The organism is Pedobacter cryoconitis, assembly GCF_003259615.1.
In the GTDB taxonomy this organism is placed as follows: domain Bacteria; phylum Bacteroidota; class Bacteroidia; order Sphingobacteriales; family Sphingobacteriaceae; genus Pedobacter; species Pedobacter cryoconitis.
Genome location: NZ_QLLR01000035.1, coordinates 35,641 through 57,838, shown reverse-complemented (window position 1 = coordinate 57,838; position 22,198 = coordinate 35,641). Strand labels below are relative to the sequence as shown.

Genomic DNA, 22,198 nt, shown 5'->3' with positions numbered 1-22,198 from the left:
AGTTCAGTACGCTTGCAATGAGTTCAGTTGTTTACTGGAAAAAAATCCATTCATCATCAGGAGCATGAGTAGGAAAGGAAATTGCTGGGATAATGCAGTCGCTGAGAGCTTCTTTAAGACACTTAAAGCGGAGTGTGTATATCAGCATAAGTTCACTGACAAAGAGCAGGCAGCACTTATCGTATTTGAATATATCGAGACTTGGTACAACCGTAAAAGACTACATTCTGCACTGGGGTACTTGTCCCCAGAAGAATTTGGGAAAAACTTAAATAAACAAAATATTGCCGCTTAACTAAATGTCAACTTTAATGTTGCAATTCCAAATAGCAATAACGAACATCTAACTAGCTATCCATAACTAACATCTAATAGCAATCCATAACAACATCTAATAGCAATCCATAACAAACATCTAATAGCAATCCATAACGAACATCTAATAGCAATCCATAACGAACATCTAATAACAATCCATAACGAACATCTAATAACAATCCATAACGAACATCTAATAGCTATCCATAACGAACATCTAATAGCTATCCATAACAACATCTAACCAGCTATCCATATTTTTCACCTCCTAACCAACCACCACAAGGTTGTGAATAAACGATTGCCTGGTAATGCTGCTGCAACGGTGATCTGGAAGTATTAAAATCCGGATCAATAAAAAAAGGTTTAGCGATTTTCTGAGCCTCGGATCCCTCTTCAGGGAACGCAAGCCAGAAAACTGCTAAACCTTTTTTTAATTGACCCCGGGGAGAAACCTACCCAATCACCGTTCCATCACTTATTACAGCATCCTTCTTCACAACCACAATCCCATCCTTAACCGCATAAAACTCAAAATCCCCATCCTCTAAATGGATCCCCCCATTGATCACAACATCGTTTCCAATCCTGCAATTCTTATCAACGATCGCGTTAAAAATCTTGCACCTGTCCCCAATCCCGATCAGCGGTCTTCCCGCAGCATTTTCCTCCGCAATTTCTGAAAGCGTCTGATACCTGTCACTACCCATAATATAAGTATTCTCTATAGACGTACCATTACCAATCCTTGACCTGATACCAATTACAGAATGCTTAATCAGGTCCGCATTTAAAATACAGCCCTCCGCAATAACCGCTTTCACTAACGAAGTACTTAAAATTTTCGTTGGCGGCAACATCCTTGGCCTGGTGAAAATGCTCTGATTACTATCAAACAAATTGAACTTGGGAATATCATCCGTCAACCCTAAATTCGCCTCAAAGAAAGAGCAAATATTACCAATATCTGTCCAATACCCCTCATACTGAAAACTCAGTACACGCTGCGTCTGTAACACACGCGGAATAATTTCCTTACCAAAATCCTTCTCATCAGGATTCTCCGCAAATATCTTCACCAGTAAATCCCTGTTGAAAATATAGATACCCATTGAAGCCAGGTAATTACGGCCCTCAGCCTGCATTTCCGGTCCCGTATCAGAAGCCCAGTCTACCAATAAATCGGCACTAGGTTTCTCAATAAAAGAAGTAATTATATTTTCCTCATTCGCCTTTAAGATCCCGAAGCTTGTCGCATCCTTGGCCGTACTTGGAATTGTTGCTAAAGTAACCTCAGCCCCACTCTCCTCATGCGCCAATAACATTTCGTTAAAATCCATCTGATACAGCTGATCGCCCGATAAGATCAGGACATACTCAAAATCATGCTGTAACAAATGGTGCATCGTCTGACGCACCGCATCAGCCGTTCCCTGAAACCACGTTGGATTATCAGGCGTTTGCTCCGCCGCAAGAATATCCACAAAAGCATCACTAAAATGACTAAAATGGTATGTATTTTTAATGTGCTTATTTAAAGATGCTGAATTAAACTGAGTAAGTACAAACATGCGGTGAATACCAGAATTCAGACAATTAGAAATAGGAATGTCTACCAAACGATATTTCCCTGCAATCGGAACTGCGGGCTTGGAACGGGTCTGCGTAAGCGGCGATAATCTGGAGCCCTGGCCACCGCCAAGGATAACTCCTAAAACTTTTTCGGTCATATGATAAATTACATTTGATACAGATCTATATATTGTTGGGCTGCCTTATCCCAAGAGTGGTCCAATTGCATGGCGAACTTCAAAATATCCTTTACCTGTTTCTTATTCTGGTAAAGATCATAAGCTCTTCCAATCGCATGTCCAACATCTTCTACACTTGTTTGGTCATGGCAAATACCAAACCCACCATCACCTATATCCACCACAGTGTCTTTTAAACCGCCAATTCTTCTTACAACCGGTATCGTACCATAACGCAAAGCGTACATTTGATTTAACCCGCAAGGCTCTACCCTTGAAGGCATCAGCAAAAAGTCCGCTCCCGCATAAATCTGGTGAGATAACGTTTCATTGTAACCGATATAAGCATTATAATTTCCGGGAAACCATTCCTTTAACTCCACCAATCTTTCCTCAACCTCAGGATCACCCGAGCCCAGCACAAGAATGTTTATATTCCCATAGCTATGCGCTAAAGAATTATGGAAAATTGCAGGCAATAAATCCGCCCCTTTTTCTCCTACCAACCTGCCAATAAAAGTAAACAGCGGTTTTGCCGGATCTAAATTAAAAACATCACATAAGGCCGCTTTGTTTGCTTTCTTTCCGCTTTCTACCGTCCTTACCGTGTAATTTTTACTTAACATAGGATCTTTTTGCGGGTCCCATACCTCATTGTCTATACCATTTAAAATTCCGGCAGACTTTCCGCGTTCACTAGCTAAAAGATTTTCCAGTCCATTCGCATTATAACTGATTTCTTCCAGATAACTCGGAGAAACCGTCGTTACACGCCATGCACATTTAATCGCTGAAGCCAGCGGATTAATATCTTTTTTCCATTCCAGTAAGCCCGATCTCCAAAGATCAAAAGCAGGCAGATAATGTAGCTTATCCCATCCAAACTGCCCCTGATATTGCGCATTGTGGATAGTGAGTATAGTAGGGATGTTTCTAAGGTCTTTATACTTCTCACAATTGCCCGTCATAAAAGGAACAAGGCCAGTATGATGATCATGACAATGGATTACATCCGGGCGGTGCTCCCACTGATTGATCCAGTCGAGTGTAGCAATCTGGTAGGCAAGAAAACGCTCCGTATCATCCTCATAACCATATACCTTATCCCGATCCGTAAGTCCGGCGATATGAACCAGGTAAAGATCAAAACCAAGCTTATTGGTTTTCTCTCTGAAGATGCGAACAGGGAAATGACGTGTTCCAAGGTTGCCCCATCCATCATAAACTACTTCAAATTCGTTTTGCAGCAAGAATGAATTGTTATACGCAGGCATGACCACTTTGGCAAAATGGCCGAGTTTGGTTTGATATTTCGGCAATGCGCCCACTACGTCCCCTAATCCGCCAACTTTAGCTATCGGATAACATTCTGCACTAAGATGAATTATTTCCATAAATTATTTGGAGTACTGAGTAAGAGGCTGTTTATAATCTGCTATTAAAATATGAGTTATAACCCAAATAAGCGCAGTTTGTTTTCCATTAAATTGTATTATTTTTTTTCAAAGCCTATCACGCTTATTTTGTTATTGTTAGGATATTTATTTAATATTTAAACACTATCCGGAAATACAGTAGTAAGTTGAGGTTTTAATTAAATCTTAAATTTATTATTGATATGGAAATTTACAAAAAATGCTTATGGATTGGCTCAATCTTTTTATTGGGATGCTGGGGATGTAAAAAGAAAGAAGAACCGGTTCATACGCCCGAAACCAAACCTCCCGTAGTGGAAGTTGGAACCAGAAAATTAATTCCAGTTCAGCTGGGTACTGGTAAATCAAAAGTAATCCTGAATTACACCCTTCAACTCGCTATTCAGAAGATCACAAATGAAGACGGGAGAGCCATAGTGATTACTTATGATCAAACAGGCAAGCCTATAGAACTGGAGCGCTTTAAGAATGAGGAACCAGTTTCTGGCACAAGTTACGAACTGGATGAAAAAGGCAGGGTGATTACCGGTACCACCTATAAGATAAAAGGGAGTAGCTATATGCAGACCGGGATTTACGAACTGGATTACAATAAGGAAAACCAGGTCATTAAAATAAGTTATTTCGATATAAATAATAGAAAGATAGCTGAACAGGAGAAAAGCTATAATCATACCGGCAGTCTGACTATAGAAAAAGGCATTACCAGCAGTTCAAACTATGATTATGATCTCAAAACCGGCTTATTTAAACAAATCAGTTACCTGTGGCTGCTTCAATTGGAGAAAGAGAACAACCTCTTCCCTTCCGGAATGAACCTCTTTCTTTCAGGAGTAAATAACATACAGCTGTGCAATAACCTGCTCAGCCCGAATATGCAGCAGAGTTTTAGTTATATTTTTAACAAGGATGGTTATCCGGAGACTATCAATGCAACAATTGATGGCGTAAAAAGTGCTGTAAAGGTAACTTATCAGGAGATCAAATAGGTTGTATTTTAAAGCTGCCGGTTAAAAGAAACAAGTATTGTTCCGGCAGCTTTAAAATAAAATCCTAGAAATTAAACCCTACAGAGATATAAGGCATCGTACTTTCTTTTGAAAAGCCAACAGCAGCCTGGATCAGAATTAAATCTGCCGGAACAATATAAATTCCGCCTCCATAACCATGATGCCACTGATTGGAAGTTTGTCCCGGCACCCATACACGTCCTACGTCATTAAAACCTAAAAGCCCTAATGAACCCGGTACGATGTAAGAAGTAAAATCAAACAACTTCAAACGCAGATCAAGATTGTAATATAACATAGATTTCCCTGTAAAGCGGTTCGTATGGAAACCACGCAAATTATGTACACCACCTAACTGCATCTGCTGGAAAAACTCGGGGTTTCCAACTGTTGTACCGCCACCCAGACGATTGGCGATTACAAAACCAGACTGTCCTGGATTCAGATAATAACGGAATTCAGATTGTATTTTTCCGTAACGTTCCTGATCACCATTAAGCTGCTGGTTAGCAGTAATCCTGGTATTCCAGTACATTCCCTTTTTAGGGATGGAAATATTATCCCTGGAATCATATTTGACTTCAGTGATCAGCCCTGCATAAACACGATCCGAGAAAACTGATTCTTCCGGATTACTCTGATTAAAATCATTCAGGAACCGGTTTTCATTTGCTGAGCGGCTGCTCGTATAATATTCTGTGGCCAGTCCCCCGCCAATTGTCCATTTATCCACTTTTTTGTAAGCTTGGAAATCTGCCGTCAGGTAATCATATCGGTTTCTGTAATAAGACATCCCTTTAGGATACTCTTTAATAAAAGCAGTTTCATTACCCAGGCCAAAAAAGTTACTCAGGTTATTTGGCCCGAGCAGGTTCGCATTGACCTTTAAATTAGTATTTCCGATTGCTTTTTTAAAGTCTCCCGCATAACTTAAGATAAAGGATTTTCTACCCGTTGAATAATCTACCCAAAATTCCTGGTGAGACGCATAAGGAGTTTTTCTGAAACCCTGTTTCTCCAGAATCAGCCCCACACCTGCCTGTATCCCCTGGTCAATGTTGTAATTCACATGAAAAAGCGGGCCAAACTGATCAAATACAAAGCTTCTTTTATTGTATTGATTTACACTGGTATCAGTTGATAAACGAAGTTTGGCAACACCGGCAGCCGGAATTTCATTCTGTTCGTCCGAACGGTCATAGATATAAGTATTCGATTTATGGTTCAGCTCCTTTGCAATTTCAAACTTATCATTGCCATCTCCACCAATCATACGGACTTTGATCGGTGATTTCGTTTCTCCGGTAACTTCAAAAATATCGTCCCCCCCCATTCCATATAACCTGATTTCCCGGGTTAACTTAGGGTCAAAAGTGCGGTGATATAACTTTCTGCCTGTTTCACCAGTTTTTTTAATATTTCTAACCGTCAGTTCGATGCGCCCATTTTTTTTATGGTTCACCTCAAAGAATTCCCTTTTATCAGAAGCAGGGATTTCAACTGTAGTTGCAAGGAAACGATAATAAGTCATTGCACTTTTTTCCAGGTTATCTTTCCTGGCAATCATAATTTGCAACGTCTGCTCTCCACCTTGCGCAAAAATAATAGCCGGCATTAACAACATTGATTTCCTTAAGATGGCGGGAGTCAGTTTTTCCTGCACATAGCTGATTTCTTCCTGCCAGTCTTTTTCACTCAGTCCGCTCAGGAAATATCTGTCAAAATAACGCTGATAAAAATTCCACTGGTCAACAGCCCTGATATTTGGCTCATAAGGCTGGTGTTTAGCATTCAGCCATTGATGAGAAAGTATCCACGGAAATACACCAGAAGACTTAAAAAAAACTTTATCCCGGTCACGCGGAACAGGAACATATTCCTTATCCCCTTTTTTATCTTCCAGCTTCAGCCACCTCCAATTGTCTTCATGTCTGTCCCAGTCTCCAACAATAAAATCAAGTAACCTTGCTCTTAATACCAATTTTTGATTAAAATGAATATCATTGTCCTCTTCTACTTTTCGCTGTGCTTTGATTGTATTATCACTTTTCTCATAGCCTGTAGGCATACGCTCTTCCAGCAGATAAACCGCGTTGGCAAAATCCTTTCTGTACTCACCTAATGCCGGATCGTCCCCAACATATACAATTTCGGGATTCGCATGCGGAAGGTCAAGCGCCTCAGCTAACGGAGGAACAATCAATGCAGAATAAGGGTGACTCGTAGAGATCTGATCCTGTACAATGTCTTTTGCAATGGTCGCCCTGAGATTTTCAGGTAAACCTCTTTCAGAATACTTTTGTACCGTTCTTAATACCCATTCTCTGCCCGAAGCATCTTCTAAACGCATAGACCGGGTTTGCATACCTCCGCCCATTTGCAGGAATTTCATTCCTCCCTGTTCCTTCTGCAAATCAACGATCCGCATTTTTACAGGCGTAGCCCACTGCTTACGGTAATTTTCACCTAAAAAGAAACGGTGTGTTTTGGATACTGCGTCATATTCAGGAGCAATCGCCACAGTAATAGAATCCTTTGTATGCTGCAGCTGTGCTAAAGTAAATAGCGGAAAACTAAAAAACAGAGTAGTTAATGATACTGTCAGGTTTATTTTATTCTTTCTGGAAATTATGATCATTTAATCTGTTTTTAAACGGCGACTGTCACCCGCAATGCTTTAAGTCCTTCAACGCCTTGTAATTCTTCTACCTCCAGGTTTTCTACCTGATCAGTCAGTATTCCCTGTTGCTGTAATTTATGGATATAACCCAGGTATTCATCTGCCTCTGCGCCATTGAAATAGACGATTGCTATTTTACCCGGTTGAGTCAGCCGCTCTGAACTTTCTTTGACATGTGCTTTGTCAATTCTTTTCTTCACCATCTGATACCTGATATTGTAACTTCCTTCCACATCAAATCGCTGTTCATCAATCCGGAAGCTAATATCAATGATCTTTTCATAAACAAAGATCAATTGTGTCGTTTCCAAATGAATGGGTAAGGTTGGCTTCAGCTCATGCGTGAGTTTAGTAATTTCCGCAATGGCTTTCAATTGTCTCAGCCGGAAATCGGCCACCAGATCATCGCCGAATTCTCTGTCAGGGGCAATCGAATGTCCCAGGTAAATATCAAACTCTACCCCGTCAGTTCTGAATTTCTCAAAATAACAAGGATGTAGCTGCTGTAATTCTGCATTGAACTGATCCAGGTGTTTATTGACTGCCTTATTGATGGCCTGCATACTCTGTTCATAATTATCCCTGTTTTCAAAGATCCTGCCCCCCTGGCGTGTCAGCTCAAAATATTCATTGATAATGCCTTCAGCTTCAGGATATATTTCTTTAAGCACGTTCAGATATGGAGGAAGCTGATGTTGTAAATAGTCATCAGTTTTCATGATTTCCCGATCAGAGATCTCATCAAAACCTTTATGGTCCCAGGAAGATTGCTGTCTTGGAAAATCATCTGCTACAATTTCAGGAATAACAGCTTTCAGGTTTCCCAATGCCGTTTCCAGAATCTCAAAGTGTGCAAATAAATCTTTCCGGATCATCAGGTTTCTTTCAATACTGGAATTCCTAATATCAATTGCCCCATAAAAAGGATGTACATCCTTAAAATAAACGGGCTCAATAGGAAGGTCTTTCTTCCACCCACCAGATTGCATATAATTGTAAGCAACCTCGTTGAAACGCCATCCTACAGAAGATTGCAGGGCTGTAAATTTATCTGTTACAATAGACGTGATCTCATTGTTAAAATCAACAATAATATTTTGGTACAGTTGCGCAAGTAAAGGAAATGCGCTTTCAATTCTGGATAAAGTATTCCCATTGAAAGCAGCACTGTCTTTCGTATAAAGTTCCAGACAGCCGATCAGCCGTGCATTATAGTACAATGGAAAAATAGCATAAGCCTTAATTCCTGAATCTGCAACCAGCTTCAGCATTGGAAAGGCCGAATATTCTTCGATATTAATCTCAGGAAAGATCAGCCTTCTTGGATTCGCAACAAAGCCTTCTACAAGTTTAGAATATTCTGCTTCACTTACCCCATTCAGTTTAGCCTGCTGAATAATTACACTTTGAAAACCCTCATGAAAATAAGGTAAGAGCTTATCGTTCAATTTTAAATAAGGCAATAGTCCGAAGGAAATCTGATCACTGCCTACTAAAGATTTCAGTGCTGTAGAAATTGAAGCTGTACTCCATCCTACCTGACATTGATTGTGCGATATAATCGCATTTTTAATAGACTCCAATGCGTATTCTGCAGTAATATCTACTAAACTTACAATGGAGATCCCTTCTACACGGAACATTTCCGAAGGCAATAAATTCATCAGGGTATCCAGGCTGTTAGTTTCATCCTGCATATACTCCTTTACATTTTGAAGTGTCAGCTCAGGTAAGGCCTTAGTACTGGTCAATTCTACAAAACGGGTATCTATGTTTAATTTGTAATATTTTACTAACTGTGTATCATGGTCAACAATAGATTTAATAATATGCTGATCTGTTCCCAGGCTAAAGTTGTAAAACTTTTGCAGCACGAGATTGTACAGCGTGGTCAGCATCGTCTTTTGCATTTCCTGCTGAGAAGGTAAGGCCAGATCTGTATTCAGGCCTTCTTTTCTGTCATCCAGCAGCACCTTATAAAAAGCATTCGTGCCGTAGTGAAAACATGGGCAAACCGGTTTACTTAAAGCCCAAAGCTGCTCTTTCTCATCGTTGATAATAGGAGACAGTGCGGTATAAATCAGTTCATACAGGTGATTGTATTTAGCTACATTGGCAGCAGGGATTGGGTCCATCAACTCTGGAAAAGCAGAAAACTGCTCCAGCAGATAGTTGTAGAAATTAATTTTGGCTGTCTTTTCTACTTTAATCTTTTCCGTCAGAAAATTGATGAATGGTTTTAAAGAAAGCCGTATATCTGCCTTCATCCCATTTACCTCATCCCCGCACACGTACTTGTTAAAGTCAATCGTTATTGCCTGCATTTTTTATTTTCAATTATAAGAGTCATTAATTCAATCCAAACCTTTTTAACCGGGTTGTGATTGGCGTTTATATAAATTTACGCAGATTCTCATGGTTTACGTTTAAACTTTAAAATATTTCCCGAACTCAGTTCATCCCCTTCATTAGAAATGTACAGGTTCATCTGGTTGTCAAAAGCTATGCCCTCGGGCTGGTCAAACGTTGCCGAATTTAAACGGTGTACGCTTTTAACTTTCCAGTCCGGGCCCGCTACCACCAACAGTTTATTCACCGAAGAAAGAATGTACCAGTCTCCTGAATGCGGATCTTTTGTTAATGCAGAAGCTTTTAACCCGGTTTTCAAAATCTGTCCGGAAGATACCAGTTCGCCCAGATCCATAGAAAAATTCCCCGAAGCAATCAATTCCTTTTTCACCGGATTATAAGTAAAAATAGAACCAGACATCGTCTGACTTTTTTTATCTCCTTTACAGTTTTTACACAGCAGATAAACCTGGTTGGTTTGCTGGTCGGCATAAATACTCTCGTATTCACCATCTGGCAGCATATCGTTCCATTCTTTGACATTTCGCACTTTCTTTTGAATAGCCTCCGTAAAAGGAAAAGTAAAAAGTGTACCGTCACTTCTTAAAATAATGACCGTCTCATTCAAAATGGCCAGATCTTCATAATCTCCCTTTTTACCAAAAACTGCATGCTGCTGCTTTTTATTCCCCCAGGCTTGTCTGTAAAGACGGCCTTCCTCATCCTGTATAGAATAAACGGTGTCACTTTTACCTTTGTAAAAAGCAATTCCAGAAATCTCATGCAAACTTTCAGGCATGATAAATTTCTCAGGATGATTGAAATCATATCCTTTAGGGCTTGAATAAGATTGTTTTGCTGGCTTACAAGCATAAAAACCGATAAGTATCAGTAGCGGCAAAAGGTAACTCATCTTTTTAAGAATTGCTTTCATGATGCGTTATGTTCAATGGTATGTGCGGTAGTCTCTTCCAGGAAACTATAAATAGCCTGCTGAGAGCGGATTTTGTGCTCACCAGCACAATAGTTATTTTGCAGCTCGTTGTTAAGTTCAACTGCCTGAACAGTATCGTTTAATTGTAAATTTAAGATTTCTATCAGTCTTATTTTTAATTCCTGATCGTAGATTGGGAAACAGACTTCTATTCTTCCGTAAATATTCCGGTTCATCCAGTCGGCCGATCCCATATAAAGCTCCTTTTCCCCGTTGTTATGGAAAAGAAAGATCCTGCCGTGTTCCAGGTACTTATCTACGATACGTTTTACGGTAATGTTCTCACTTTGCCCTTCAATTCCAGGGATCAAACAACAAACACTGCGTACAATCAATTGTATTTTTATGCCCGCAGAGGAAGCCTCATAAAGCTTGGAAATTAAGACCCGCTCTTCCAGATTATTCATTTTGATCACTATTCCTGAAGATAACCCCTTTTTAGCATTGCTGATTTCCCGGTCTATTAATGCCAGAAACCGTTGCTGCAAATTGAATTGTGCAACCAGTAAATGTTCAAAATTAATCGCGTCTTCAAGTTGTGGTTTTTTCTTTTTCTTGCTCAGGAAACCAAATAGCTGTTTCAGCTCTTCGAGCATAGCCTGGTTCGCCGTTAATAAAATATGATCGGTATAAAAACGGGCTGTTGATTCGTTCAGATTACCTGTAGCCAGCAGCCCAAGGTAATGGCTTTGGTTCCTGACCGTTCTTTTAACCAGTGCCACCTTCGCGTGTACCTTCAATTCTTTGTTGCTATAAATAATTTTTACGCCCGCAGCCTTCATCCGGGAAGCCCATTTGATATTATTAGCTTCATCAAACCTGGCTTTCAGCTCCACCATCACAGCAACCTTTTTCCCATTTTTAGCCGCAGTCATCAGCGCATTGACAATTCTGGAATTATCTGCAACCCGGTAAAGCGTTACATAAATTTCTTCCGTAAAACTATCATTTGCAGCTTCATTGAAGAATCTTAGTATTGGATCATAATTCTGATAAGGAACATGAACCATCAAATCCCTTTTAAAGATTTGTTCAAAAAGAGTGTCTTCCTTTTTCAGCAGCAGGTTCGGCAATGCCGGCCACTTCGGATAGTTTAATCCGGTTTCCTGAAGAGGAAAATTACTCAGGTCCTTCATATTATGGTAATACCCACCTTCTACAACCGAAGAATTGGCTAAGTTAAGCGCATAAATAATCTTGTAAAGATGCCGCAGGGGTATTCCCGGCTGACATAAAAACCTGGTAGCCGTCCCCAGATCCCTTTTCTTTAATTCTTTTTCCAGTGCAATCGTAATATCTTCATCCAGGTCTTCGATTTCCTCTTTGATATTCATTTCCGCATTCCTGGTAATCTTAATATTAAAGACTCCTTTAATTTCTTCAGCAGGGAAAAGATAGTTCAGGTTATTTCTGATCACATCATCCAGGAAAACAACATATTTCTCCCCCTGTTTATTGACCGCATATAATCTGGGTAACACATCAGAAGGAATAGTAATCAGTTCCAGACGTTCTATACCGGCAGCATCCGACAGGATTACGGCCTGGTACAGCCTGTTATTTTCAGCAAAGAAACCATCTTCATCCTTCGCTACTGAAAATAACCTGATATAAGCCAGTACTTTATTAAAGAAGATCCGGGATAATTCATCTGTTATGGATTCAGGAACAGGCTCATTGTATAACCAATGTATATCTTTTGCTTTTAAAGCAGGTAAAAGCTGGTTAGCCAGTAAATGCCCGAACCTTTGCTGCTGCTGATTAATTAGAAATTGAGCTTTATAATAGTTATTATTTAATCCGGTACTGTCATCAAAATTATCAATAGCCATCAAAACCGGCATCCTGACCCGGTAAAACTCGTCCAGATTGGAAGAATAAATAGACAGAAACCTGATGCGTTCCAATAAAGGGACCTGCTCATTTTCGGCTTCCATCAGCACGCGCTCATTAAAACTTAACCAGCTCAGGTCACGGTTAAAAAAGGTATATTCTGTCATCGTATTTTTATAAAGCTACGACCGCACTGGCAATAACAAAAGCAAGAACGGCAGCAATAATACCGAACATAAACACATTATAGGCAATTCTCAGCAAACGGTATTTACGCCCTAAAACTACACCCTGAGAATATAAATCACGGATTAAACTCCCATACAAGAATTCTCTGTCTTCCATCATTTTTTGCATCCCGTTCACATAATCAGGCAAAGCCATCCTGTAAAAATTACCAAAGAACAATAAATTCACCTTTTTTTCTTCAATATCCTGCTGGCTGAAAGTTCCCGGAGGAACAGTAGGCCTGGTCGCCAGGATAGAGAATACCATAGTCACCACACAAATAATCAACAAGATCAGCGTAGGAATGATCAAATGAGGATTATCTTCCAGTTTACGCAGCAGCACACTTAAGGTAACAGACAAAATGATAGAATTGGTAGAGATCATGATATGCGCTTTATTATCTGCCATATCACTTAACCGCTGGTGGTTACCAGAAGAAATGCGGAACATCGTTTCTATCCCTTTATCAGGACGGTCACTTTTTTGCTTCTTATCTTTATCTTTTTTCTCCACAATTATTTCAGTATGCTTTTCTGAACTCACCGGAGCTGAATCATGAAACCCCTTCTCCTTTGTTTTTCCATGATGAGCTTTAAATACTTTTTCTCTCAATTCGTTCAGATTTGATTCTTTTTTAGCTGCCAGCAAATCCTGACAGTAATCTGTGTGGTAATGGTGCATTTCAAAAAGCACAATGGTCTTTGCACGCCATTCCTCTTTATCAATATCCCTGCCCGAAAAAGCAATAGCCTCTTTACGGATCAGTTTATTTCTCTCCTTAAAGTCTTCACTCCCCAAATGAAAAAGATCTGCATCACACACAATCTCTTCTAACAATCCAACCGGACGCTGCGGCATTTTTGTGGCCAGGATACAATTGCTTACCAAACCAGTTAATTCCGGTTCCGCTCCTTTGGATTCTAAAAAATCTTTAGCTAATTCTGCGCCGCGCTCTTCATGCTTTTCACAGCTGGTCAGATAGCCGATGTCATGGAACCACGCGGCTACGTTCACCACGAAAAAGTCATGATCTGACAGTTGATAATGGTTGGCTATTTTGACTACAGCCTTCACAACCTGCTCGGTATGCAACAAGTTATGGTAAGTTAATCTCTCGTCTTTATGCGTGTGAAACAAGTTTGAGACATGCGCTCTGACCTGATCTAGTATATCCAGGTAATTCATCATATAAATATGGAGGTTTAAATTCTTAATTCCCAATGCCTTCAATGAGCATTTCTACCAGCTCATCAAAATATTCATGGGATTGTATTTCAGAAGGGTTAATCGAAAGCGGAAAATGCAGACCTCTGAAAGCGACGATCAATACAAAAGACATCTTATGAATACTTTCGGCAGAAAGATCTCTGAACTCACCGCTTTGTGTACCACCCAGAATAATTTCACTGATCATGCCCAGCTGCATTTGTTCATATTTCAATCTCAGGGGCAGCAACATCCTTCTGGATTCAATCATATCTTCAAAAATCACTTTATAAAGGCTGCGGAATTCCAAAATAGCTGTACTTTGAAAATTCAGAAAAGCTTTTAGTTTATCCTCTGCAGAAAGTACGCCGTTTACTTTTTCGCGCAGGTTCTTGATCACTGCTTTCATTTCATCTTTAACAACGGCAGCGAAGATTTCGTTTTTTCCGGGGAAATAATAATAAAGGGTACTTTTCCCTTTTCCAGCTGCCGCAGAGATATCTTCTATAGTCGTCTTTTTTAAGCCAAATTTCCCAAACAAAGATTTGGCGGCAATTAAGATCTCACTAATTACGATTTCATCTTTATCCATAAGTATGGTTTCAATAGGTCTTTATGATCAGGTCTGCTGAATTTCAGGCAGCGGATTGAATTCCAAAAGTATTGAATTTAACTGGGGAAAATAATACCCTAATGAATAAAAAGAAACCCTTTCCTTTCTGAATAAATGACAAGATTAAATGGTAACAAAATAATGACAAAATGTTTTAGACAGAGGAAGACAACAAGTTATCATGAACTCAATTTATTACCAACAGAAGAGGAACGATCTTTGTCTATTCTTCTGAGAACAGACAAAATAAATGAATTCTTAATTTAACAACCCGATCAGCGTAGTGAAGTTATACTAAAAATGCAATAACGAACTTAGCAACCATAATCAGAACGGCCTGACATTATTCAAATGATTAAGAAAATATCACTTAATTTTCTTATATTAATACAATACCAGTCAGAACGTAATTTTAACGCAAAACCAATCGCATTCTTAGAATGGCAACACAATTTATCAAAAGGATGCTCGGCATTCATCATCAATCCAACGTACAACCATTGAAAAACTTAAGCTATTTCGGCTCCGCAAGACATGGATATATGGTTCCTGACCACTTTTTAGGATCACATTCCATTTGTTACTGTGTGGGCGCTGGCGAAGATATTTCTTTCGATACAGAGCTTAAAATGGCTTTTGATGCAAACGTTTATATTTTTGACCCTTCGCCTTATGGGATTAACCACTTCAATCAGGTGAAAGATTATGTTCATTATGGAATCCCGCTCACCCTGGATAAAACCCTGGCCCCTTACGTTTACAATATCAGCAGTAAACAATTTTCTGAAATAGAATTTGTGCCGGTTGGCCTTTGGGACGAGAAGAAAACATTGAAATTCTATGATCCTGAAAGAGAGAATTATTCGTCTCATTCTGCCATTTTATTTACGGAATCAAAGAGTTTTATTGAAGCACCTGTTGACCGTCTAAGCAACCTGATGAAAGAACTGGACCATCAGCATATAGATCTGCTTAAAATAGAGATAGAAGGTGCTGAATACAAAGTGATTGATACGATTATTGAAGATAAACTAAATGTTAAAGCTATCTTGGTAGAATTTGACGAAATTTACAATACAAAGGATAAATCATTCCATTTCAGAATAAAAAGAAGCTGTGATAAATTAAGGAAAGCTGGTTATGTACTGGCACATTCCACGGTTGCGATGAAACGCCTGTTTATCAGGAAAGACATTTATGATCAGTTAAAAAAATTAGAAGTTAATGCATAATATTACAAAACAGGATTTGATTGATCCGGGAGCAGTTCCATCGGTTTATTCTCTCTTTGAGGGTACGGCAAAGGATTTCCCTGAACTAACTGCGCTTTCTTTCGGGCAGGAGCAGTTCACTTATAAAGTACTTTTGCAAAAAGTTACTGCCTTAAGTGCAAAAATCACTGAATTAACGAATGAAGAGCTTATAGGTTTAAGTACAACCCGGTCTGCGGATATGATTATCGCAATGCTGGCTATACTTAAATCAGGAAAAGCATATCTGCCTTTAGATCCCTCCTATCCCAAACAAAGACTGCAGCAAATCATTACAGATTCAGCTATTAAAACCTGTATTTGTCCTGCTGAAGAGCAAGAATTCTTTGGCTCTTTCGCATTAAACACACTGACTAATTATACAGCTTTAACAGCCACACCACCACTTCAGGAATCCCCTGCCAGGCAAAATCCAAATGCTTATGTATTGTATACTTCAGGCTCTACAGGCATTCCTAAGGGAGTATATATGACGCAAAAGGCGTTGGTAAACCTTATTTTATGGCAGCAGAAAAACTCAATAACAGGGCCGGGCAGTAAAACCTTACAATTCGCCCCTATAACTTTTGACGTATCTTTTCAGGAGATCTTCTGTACACTTACCACCGGTGCAACTTTAGTCCTCATTCAGGATGATTTAAGACTTGATCCTGTTAACCTGCTTAATTTTATTAGTGAAGCAGCTATAGACCGTATTTTTCTGCCTTTTGTAGCGCTGCAGTTTTTAGCTGAAGCGGCCACCGGCAACAAACAATATCCTGCGCATTTAAAAGAAATCATGACTGCGGGTGAGCAATTGAAAATCACTCCTCAGGTCAGAGAATTCTTCGAAGGATTAAATAACTGCGTCCTTTTTAACCAGTATGGCCCTACAGAATGCCATGTAGTGACTGAACTTAAATTAACCGGGGCACCCGCCAGCTGGCCGGTATTACCAAATATTGGTCAGCCGATTTCCAATACCACGATCTATATATTAGATCAGGACAGCAATTTACTGGAAGCGGGAGAAACCGGAGAACTGGCCATTTCAGGAATTAGCCTTGCGGCAGGTTACCTGAACAGACCGGAACTAACAGCAGAAAAATTCGTCTGGATCGCTGTAAATGGTCAGCAGACCCGCGTTTATCTGACTGGTGACCTTGCCCGTTATGAAAATGATGGCACCATAGCTTTTTTAGGAAGAAAAGACGATCAGGTAAAAATCAGGGGTTATAGAATTGAACTGGGAGAAATTGAAATCCTGCTCAACCAGATCGCTGGCATCAAACAAGCTGTTGTGATCGCTAAACCTGATTTAAGTGGTCAGTATAGGTTACTGGCTTACCTGGTTGCTGATCAGGAAAACAGGAATACAAGTCTGATCAGAAATGAACTGGAAGCACGTTTGCCTGAGTATATGATCCCCTCTGCTTTAATCTGGATGGAGAAACTGCCTAAAACAACCAGCGGTAAAGTAGACAAGAAAAACCTTCCTTTACCAGAACGTAAAAGACCGGAATTAGCTGCACTATATAGTCCGGCTAAAACCCCGCTGGAAAAAAGAATCGCCGCGATCTGGAGCAACGTACTGGAAATAGACCGGGTCGGTATCCATGATAACTTCTTTGAACTGGGCGGTAACTCTCTTTTAGCATTAAAAACAGTTTCTTCTTTAAGAAATGAATACCATATCACACTGCCAATTACCAAACTTTATCAATTCCCGCAAATCAGTCAGCTCGTGAAATACCTTGATACAGCAGTAGCGGAACCGAAAAAACAAAGAGAAAGATCTTCTGATCCGGAGCAGCCTGTAGCCATTATTGGCATGGCCGGAAAATTCCCTGGTGCAGACACGATCGAAGAATTATGGGAAGTACTGCGCAATGGAAAGGAAACGATCACTTTCTTTAAAGAACTCGATTCTTCAATTCCTGATGATGTTAAAAATGATCCGCAATATGTAAAAGCGAGAGGAATTTTGAATGGAGCTGATTTATTTGACCCTGCATTTTTCGGGATCAATCCTAAACTGGCCGAACTCATGGACCCGCAGCAAAGGGTATTCCTGGAAATCAGCAGAGACGTACTGGAAAAATCGGGACATCTGCCAGCAGTTTATGATGGCCTGATCGGCGTATTCGCAGGCTCTGGAAATAATAGTTATTTCCCTCACAATGTGGCAGGCAATACCGATTTGATTAATCAGGTTGGCAGCTTCCAGGTTATGACCGTCAATGAAAAAGATTATATCTCTTCGCGCACAGCTTATGAACTGGATTTGAAAGGCCCGGCAGTGAGTATTTTCTCTGCTTGTTCTACTTCGCTGCTTGCGGTTACCCAGGCAGTGGAAAGTCTGCGGAAAAACCAATGTGACGTTGCTATTGCTGGTGGGGCGAGTATTACCTCTCCCATTCACAGCGGACATATTTACCAGGAAGGCGCTATGTTAAGCCAGGACGGACATTGCCGTTCTTTCGATGCAAACGCTACCGGAACTGTATTCAGTGATGGAGCCGGAGTGGTACTTTTAAAAACATTAACTGCTGCTTTACAAGACGGAGATACCATTTACGGACTGATTAAAGGTGTAGGTGTAAACAATGACGGGGGCGCTAAAGGAAGCTTTACTGCGCCAAGTACCGACGGACAAGCTGCCGCAATTGCAATGGCTATTGAAGATGCCCGGATTGATCCTGCTTCAATTTCTTATATAGAAACACATGGAACAGCTACTCCTTTGGGTGATCCGATTGAATTTGAAGGCCTGAAACAAGCTTTTGGGGAACAGGCTACACCACAATTTTGTGCAATAGGCTCCATTAAAAGCAATATGGGGCACATGACCGCAGCCGCAGGTGTAGCTGGTCTGATCAAAACAACCCTTGCTTTATATTATAAGGAAATCCCTCCCTCTATCAACTTTGAAAAACCTAACCCGAACATAGTATTTGCCGGTTCGCCATTTTACGTGAATGACCATTTAAAACCCTGGGATACGGATAAAATAAGAAGAGCGGGTGTAAGTTCTTTTGGTGTGGGCGGAACAAATGTTCACGTCATCGTAGAAGAACACGATCACGAAAAAGAACCGAATGAAGATCACGGACGTTTAAAGAACCTGTTTACCTGGTCGGCTAAATCAGCAGACAGCTTACAAGCTTATGAATCGGTTTTAAAAACATACCTGGATACAAAGCCTGAGCTTAATCATGCAGATGTTGCTTATACTCTGCAAACCACAAGAGCAGATTTCTTACAACGCAGTTTTTTGATTGCACGTACCGGGGCGCATTTAACAGAAGAAAATAAGGTATCTACTGCTATCGTTAAAACGCTGCCGGGCGAAACGGTATTTTTATTTCCCGGTCAGGGTGCACAGTACGTTGGAATGGGTGCTGAACTTTATGAAAACGAGCCTGTTTATAAAGCAGCTATTGATGATTGTGCAGCTATATTAACCGAATATCTGGATCGGGACATCAGGTCGCTCATTTACGCAGCAGCTGATGATTTGCAAGCAGTATCGCTGCTGAACAATACAAAATATACACAGCCCGCTTTATTTATTACTTCTTATGCGCTTGCCCGTTTATGGATGAGCTGGGGAATACAGCCCACTATACTTTGCGGACACAGTATCGGAGAATATGTTGCCGCACATTTAGCAGGCGTTTTCTCCCTTGAAGATGGGCTGAAGCTCATTGCCACCCGTGGTACAATGGTCAGCGGATTACCGCAAGGAAGCATGCTAAGTGTAAGAGCTGCTGCTTTGGAAATCGAGAAATTCCTTCCGGAAACATTAGCAATTGCGGCAATCAATAGCCCTAAACTATGTGTTATTGCCGGAAAAGATGAAGATATTGATGCTTTTCAGCTCCTTCTTGATGAGCGGCTGATTTTACATAAAAGACTACTGACCAGTCACGCTTTTCATTCTGCGATGATGGACCCCATCCTCAAAGACTTCAGTGAAATTGTAAGCCAGGTTCAATTAAACAGACCGCAAAAACCAGTTGTCTCTACGGTTACGGGTGATTTTTTGGCTGATGCACAAGCACAGAACCCTGCTTACTGGACGGAACATTTAAGGAACACAGTCCGGTTTTCTCCTGCACTGGATACGATATTGGCACTGGATCATCCAGTCTTGATTGAAGCCGGGCCAGGAAATACCTGCACTACGCTGGCCTGGCAGCATGAAGCTAAAACTACTTTTACTGCTATCGCCAGTCTGGATAAAAAAGAAGTAACAGGATCTTACGATGCTATTTTAACAGCTTTGGGAAAAACCTGGTTAGCAGGATTAACCCCAGACTGGAAAGCATTTTACAATAATCAGCGAAGGCGGAGAGTTGAGCTGCCTGCTTATAGTTATCATAAAAAAAGATACTGGGCAGAACCCAAAAACATTGCAAAACAAAATCTATTAACCAATACTCACCAAAACAATACACCCCTTACTGCCATGAGGAAAGATATACTGATCGAAAAAATAAAACATCTGCTGGAAAATGCCTCCGGAATTGAAATGGACGGCGTTACCCCGGATACAAGTTTTATTGAAATCGGACTGGATTCATTACTGCTCACCCAGGTAGCAATCACTTTTAAGAAAGAATTCTCGCTTCCGGTTAGTTTCAGGCAATTGAATGAAGAATATTCAACCATTGCTGCACTTGCTGCTTATATAGATCAAAATATGCCACAGGAGCCAGCTCCTGTAGTTACGTCAGGCTCACCCGTTTATACACCATCTGCCAGCACATCCGCTGCTTTTGCACCTGCGGATACTGCGCTTGGATTAATCGCTCAGCAGTTGCAGTTATTGACTAAACAAGTAGAATTGATGAGCGGATCTGCACCTTCCAATTACCGTGATGCTGCCCACTCTGCGCCAATACCTGCACCGATAACACTTGCACCGGCAGCAGATATTTCAGCAGAAGAACTGATCGAAATTAAAAAACCATTTGGGGCTACTGCAAGAATTGAGAAAAGTTCAACTGCTTTAACGCCAGCACAAAAAGAATTCTTAGCGCAACTCACACAACGCTACAATCAGAAAACTGCTGCCAGTAAAGCCTATACGCAAAAACACAGGGCACATATGGCAGATCCCCGCGTAGTTTCCGGATTTAAGCCTCATACCAAAGAGATTGTTTATTCTATTGTGGCTAATAAATCTGCCGGAAGCCATTTATGGGATATTGATGGCAACGAATATATAGATGCTTTGAATGGCTTTGGTTCAAACTTATTAGGCTATCAGCATCCTGTATTGAAAAATGCAATCCTGGAACAAGTAGAAAAAGGATATGAAATAGGCCCGCAGCATGAACTTGCCGGAGAGGTTAGCCAATTGATCTGTGAATTTACTGGTTTTGACCGTGCTGCCTTATGCAATACGGGTTCTGAAGCTGTTTTAGGTGCTATGAGAATAGCCAGAACAGTAACCGGACGCTCTTTAATCGTTTCCTTTTCCGGCTCTTACCATGGAATTAACGACGAAGTCATTATCAGGGGCACTAAGAAATTAAAAAGCTTTCCTGCAGCTCCGGGTATTATGCCCGAAGCCGTACAAAATATGCTGGTCTTAGACTATGGAACTGAAGAGTCTTTAAATATAATACGGACAAGAGCGCATGAAATTGCTGCTGTCCTGGTAGAGCCCGTACAAAGCAGAAGACCAGAATTTCAGCCGGTTGAATTTTTAAAAGAAATCAGGGAAATCACCTTGAAATCTGAAACGGTATTGATCTTTGATGAAGTAATTACTGGTTTCCGTGCCCATCAGGGAGGTGCACAGGCCATATTCGGTATTCAGGCCGACCTGGGTACTTATGGAAAAGTAATTGGCGGAGGCTTGCCTATCGGCGCTATCGCCGGAAAAAAACAATTCATGGATGCACTGGACGGCGGTTTCTGGTCTTATGGCGATGCTTCTTATCCCGAAGCAGGTGTTACTTATTTCGCCGGGACTTTTGTCAGACATCCTTTAGCACTCGCAGCTGGTAAAGCCAGTCTGGAATATATGAAAGCAAAAGGCCATGAATTCCAGCTCAAATTAAATAACAATACCACTTATCTCGCTGACTTATTAAATGATACTATTGAAGAATCAGGCCTGCCCCTGTTTGCTGCACATTTTGGTTCTTTATGGAAAATTAAATTTACAGCAGAATATCCATACAGTGAGTTGCTGTTTACCTTAATGCGGTACAAAGGAATTCATATCTGGGATGGTTTCCCTTGCTTTTTAACGGAAGCGCATACGCTGGATGAAATCAATCAGATTGCGGCAAAATTCAAAGAAAGCGCAAGTGAATTAATCAAAGCCGGAATGATCCCTTTAAACGAACCCACTGATTTAACTGAACCCGGCCGTTCAAAGGGAACATCCGCAATGCAGCCACCTGTTCCGGGTGCAAGATTAGGAAGAGATCAATCGGGAAATCCTGCCTGGTTTATCGCAGACCCGGAAAATCCGGGAAAATATCTTCAGGTAGAGTCAAATAGTTAAA

The 22,198-nt window shown here is 40.6% G+C and carries 12 protein-coding genes; 4 read left to right on the top strand and 8 right to left on the bottom strand.

What is annotated here, in order from left to right; genetic code table 11:
* Positions 1–295 (top strand): IS3 family transposase (locus LY11_RS23180; protein ID WP_146610880.1); only part of this gene is annotated, 295 nt, incomplete at its 5' end.
* 478 nt (positions 296–773) lie between these two features.
* Here the strand turns inward: LY11_RS23180 and LY11_RS23175 are convergent.
* Both LY11_RS23175 and LY11_RS23170 read right to left on the bottom strand, forming a co-directional pair.
* Positions 774–2,048: a glucose-1-phosphate adenylyltransferase gene (locus LY11_RS23175; protein ID WP_111635995.1), complete on the bottom strand. Its 1,275-nt coding sequence runs from the start codon at positions 2,046–2,048 to the stop codon at positions 774–776.
* An 8-nt stretch (positions 2,049–2,056) separates the two neighbouring features.
* Positions 2,057–3,463, bottom strand: coding sequence for a glycogen synthase (locus LY11_RS23170; RefSeq protein WP_111635994.1), 1,407 nt, complete (start codon positions 3,461–3,463; stop codon positions 2,057–2,059).
* Between the two features lie 224 nt (positions 3,464–3,687).
* On the opposite strand from LY11_RS23170, the gene LY11_RS23165 reads away from it, so the two are divergent.
* Positions 3,688–4,494: a hypothetical protein gene (locus LY11_RS23165; RefSeq protein WP_111635993.1), complete on the top strand. Its 807-nt coding sequence runs from the start codon at positions 3,688–3,690 to the stop codon at positions 4,492–4,494.
* A gap of 64 nt (positions 4,495–4,558) precedes the next feature.
* Here LY11_RS23165 and LY11_RS23160 read toward each other — a convergent pair whose 3' ends face one another.
* The 6 genes from LY11_RS23160 to LY11_RS23135 all read right to left on the bottom strand — a co-directional run bounded on the left by LY11_RS23160 (position 4,559) and on the right by LY11_RS23135 (position 14,400).
* Complete coding sequence (locus tag LY11_RS23160; protein WP_111635992.1) at positions 4,559–7,153, bottom strand: BamA/TamA family outer membrane protein; 2,595 nt, start codon at positions 7,151–7,153, stop codon at positions 4,559–4,561.
* A gap of 11 nt (positions 7,154–7,164) precedes the next feature.
* Positions 7,165–9,519 carry a GAF domain-containing protein gene (locus tag LY11_RS23155; protein ID WP_111635991.1) on the bottom strand — a complete coding sequence of 785 codons (2,355 nt, stop codon included), beginning with the start codon at positions 9,517–9,519 and terminating at the stop codon, positions 7,165–7,167.
* A gap of 89 nt (positions 9,520–9,608) precedes the next feature.
* A complete protein-coding gene (locus LY11_RS23150; RefSeq protein ID WP_111635990.1) occupies positions 9,609–10,478 on the bottom strand; it encodes an SdiA-regulated domain-containing protein in 870 nt (289 codons plus the stop codon).
* On the bottom strand, positions 10,475–12,538 hold the full coding sequence (gene ppk1 / locus LY11_RS23145; protein ID WP_111635989.1) for a polyphosphate kinase 1: 2,064 nt from the start codon (positions 12,536–12,538) through the stop codon (positions 10,475–10,477). Before ppk1 ends, LY11_RS23150 begins: the two co-directional genes overlap by 4 nt.
* Positions 12,539–12,545: 7 nt before the next feature.
* On the bottom strand, positions 12,546–13,790 hold the full coding sequence (locus tag LY11_RS23140) for a Pycsar system effector family protein (RefSeq protein WP_317048013.1): 1,245 nt from the start codon (positions 13,788–13,790) through the stop codon (positions 12,546–12,548).
* A gap of 22 nt (positions 13,791–13,812) precedes the next feature.
* Positions 13,813–14,400 (bottom strand): TetR/AcrR family transcriptional regulator, encoded by a 588-nt coding sequence (locus LY11_RS23135; protein ID WP_111635988.1) that lies wholly within the window; start codon positions 14,398–14,400, stop codon positions 13,813–13,815.
* 461 nt (positions 14,401–14,861) lie between these two features.
* Here LY11_RS23135 and LY11_RS23130 point away from each other — a divergent pair, with 461 nt between their 5' ends.
* Positions 14,862–15,653 (top strand): FkbM family methyltransferase, encoded by a 792-nt coding sequence (locus LY11_RS23130; RefSeq protein ID WP_111635987.1) that lies wholly within the window; start codon positions 14,862–14,864, stop codon positions 15,651–15,653.
* On the top strand, positions 15,646–22,197 hold the full coding sequence (locus LY11_RS23125) for a polyketide synthase (RefSeq protein ID WP_111635986.1): 6,552 nt from the start codon (positions 15,646–15,648) through the stop codon (positions 22,195–22,197). Before LY11_RS23130 ends, LY11_RS23125 begins: the two co-directional genes overlap by 8 nt.
* Position 22,198: the final 1 nt, after the last annotated feature.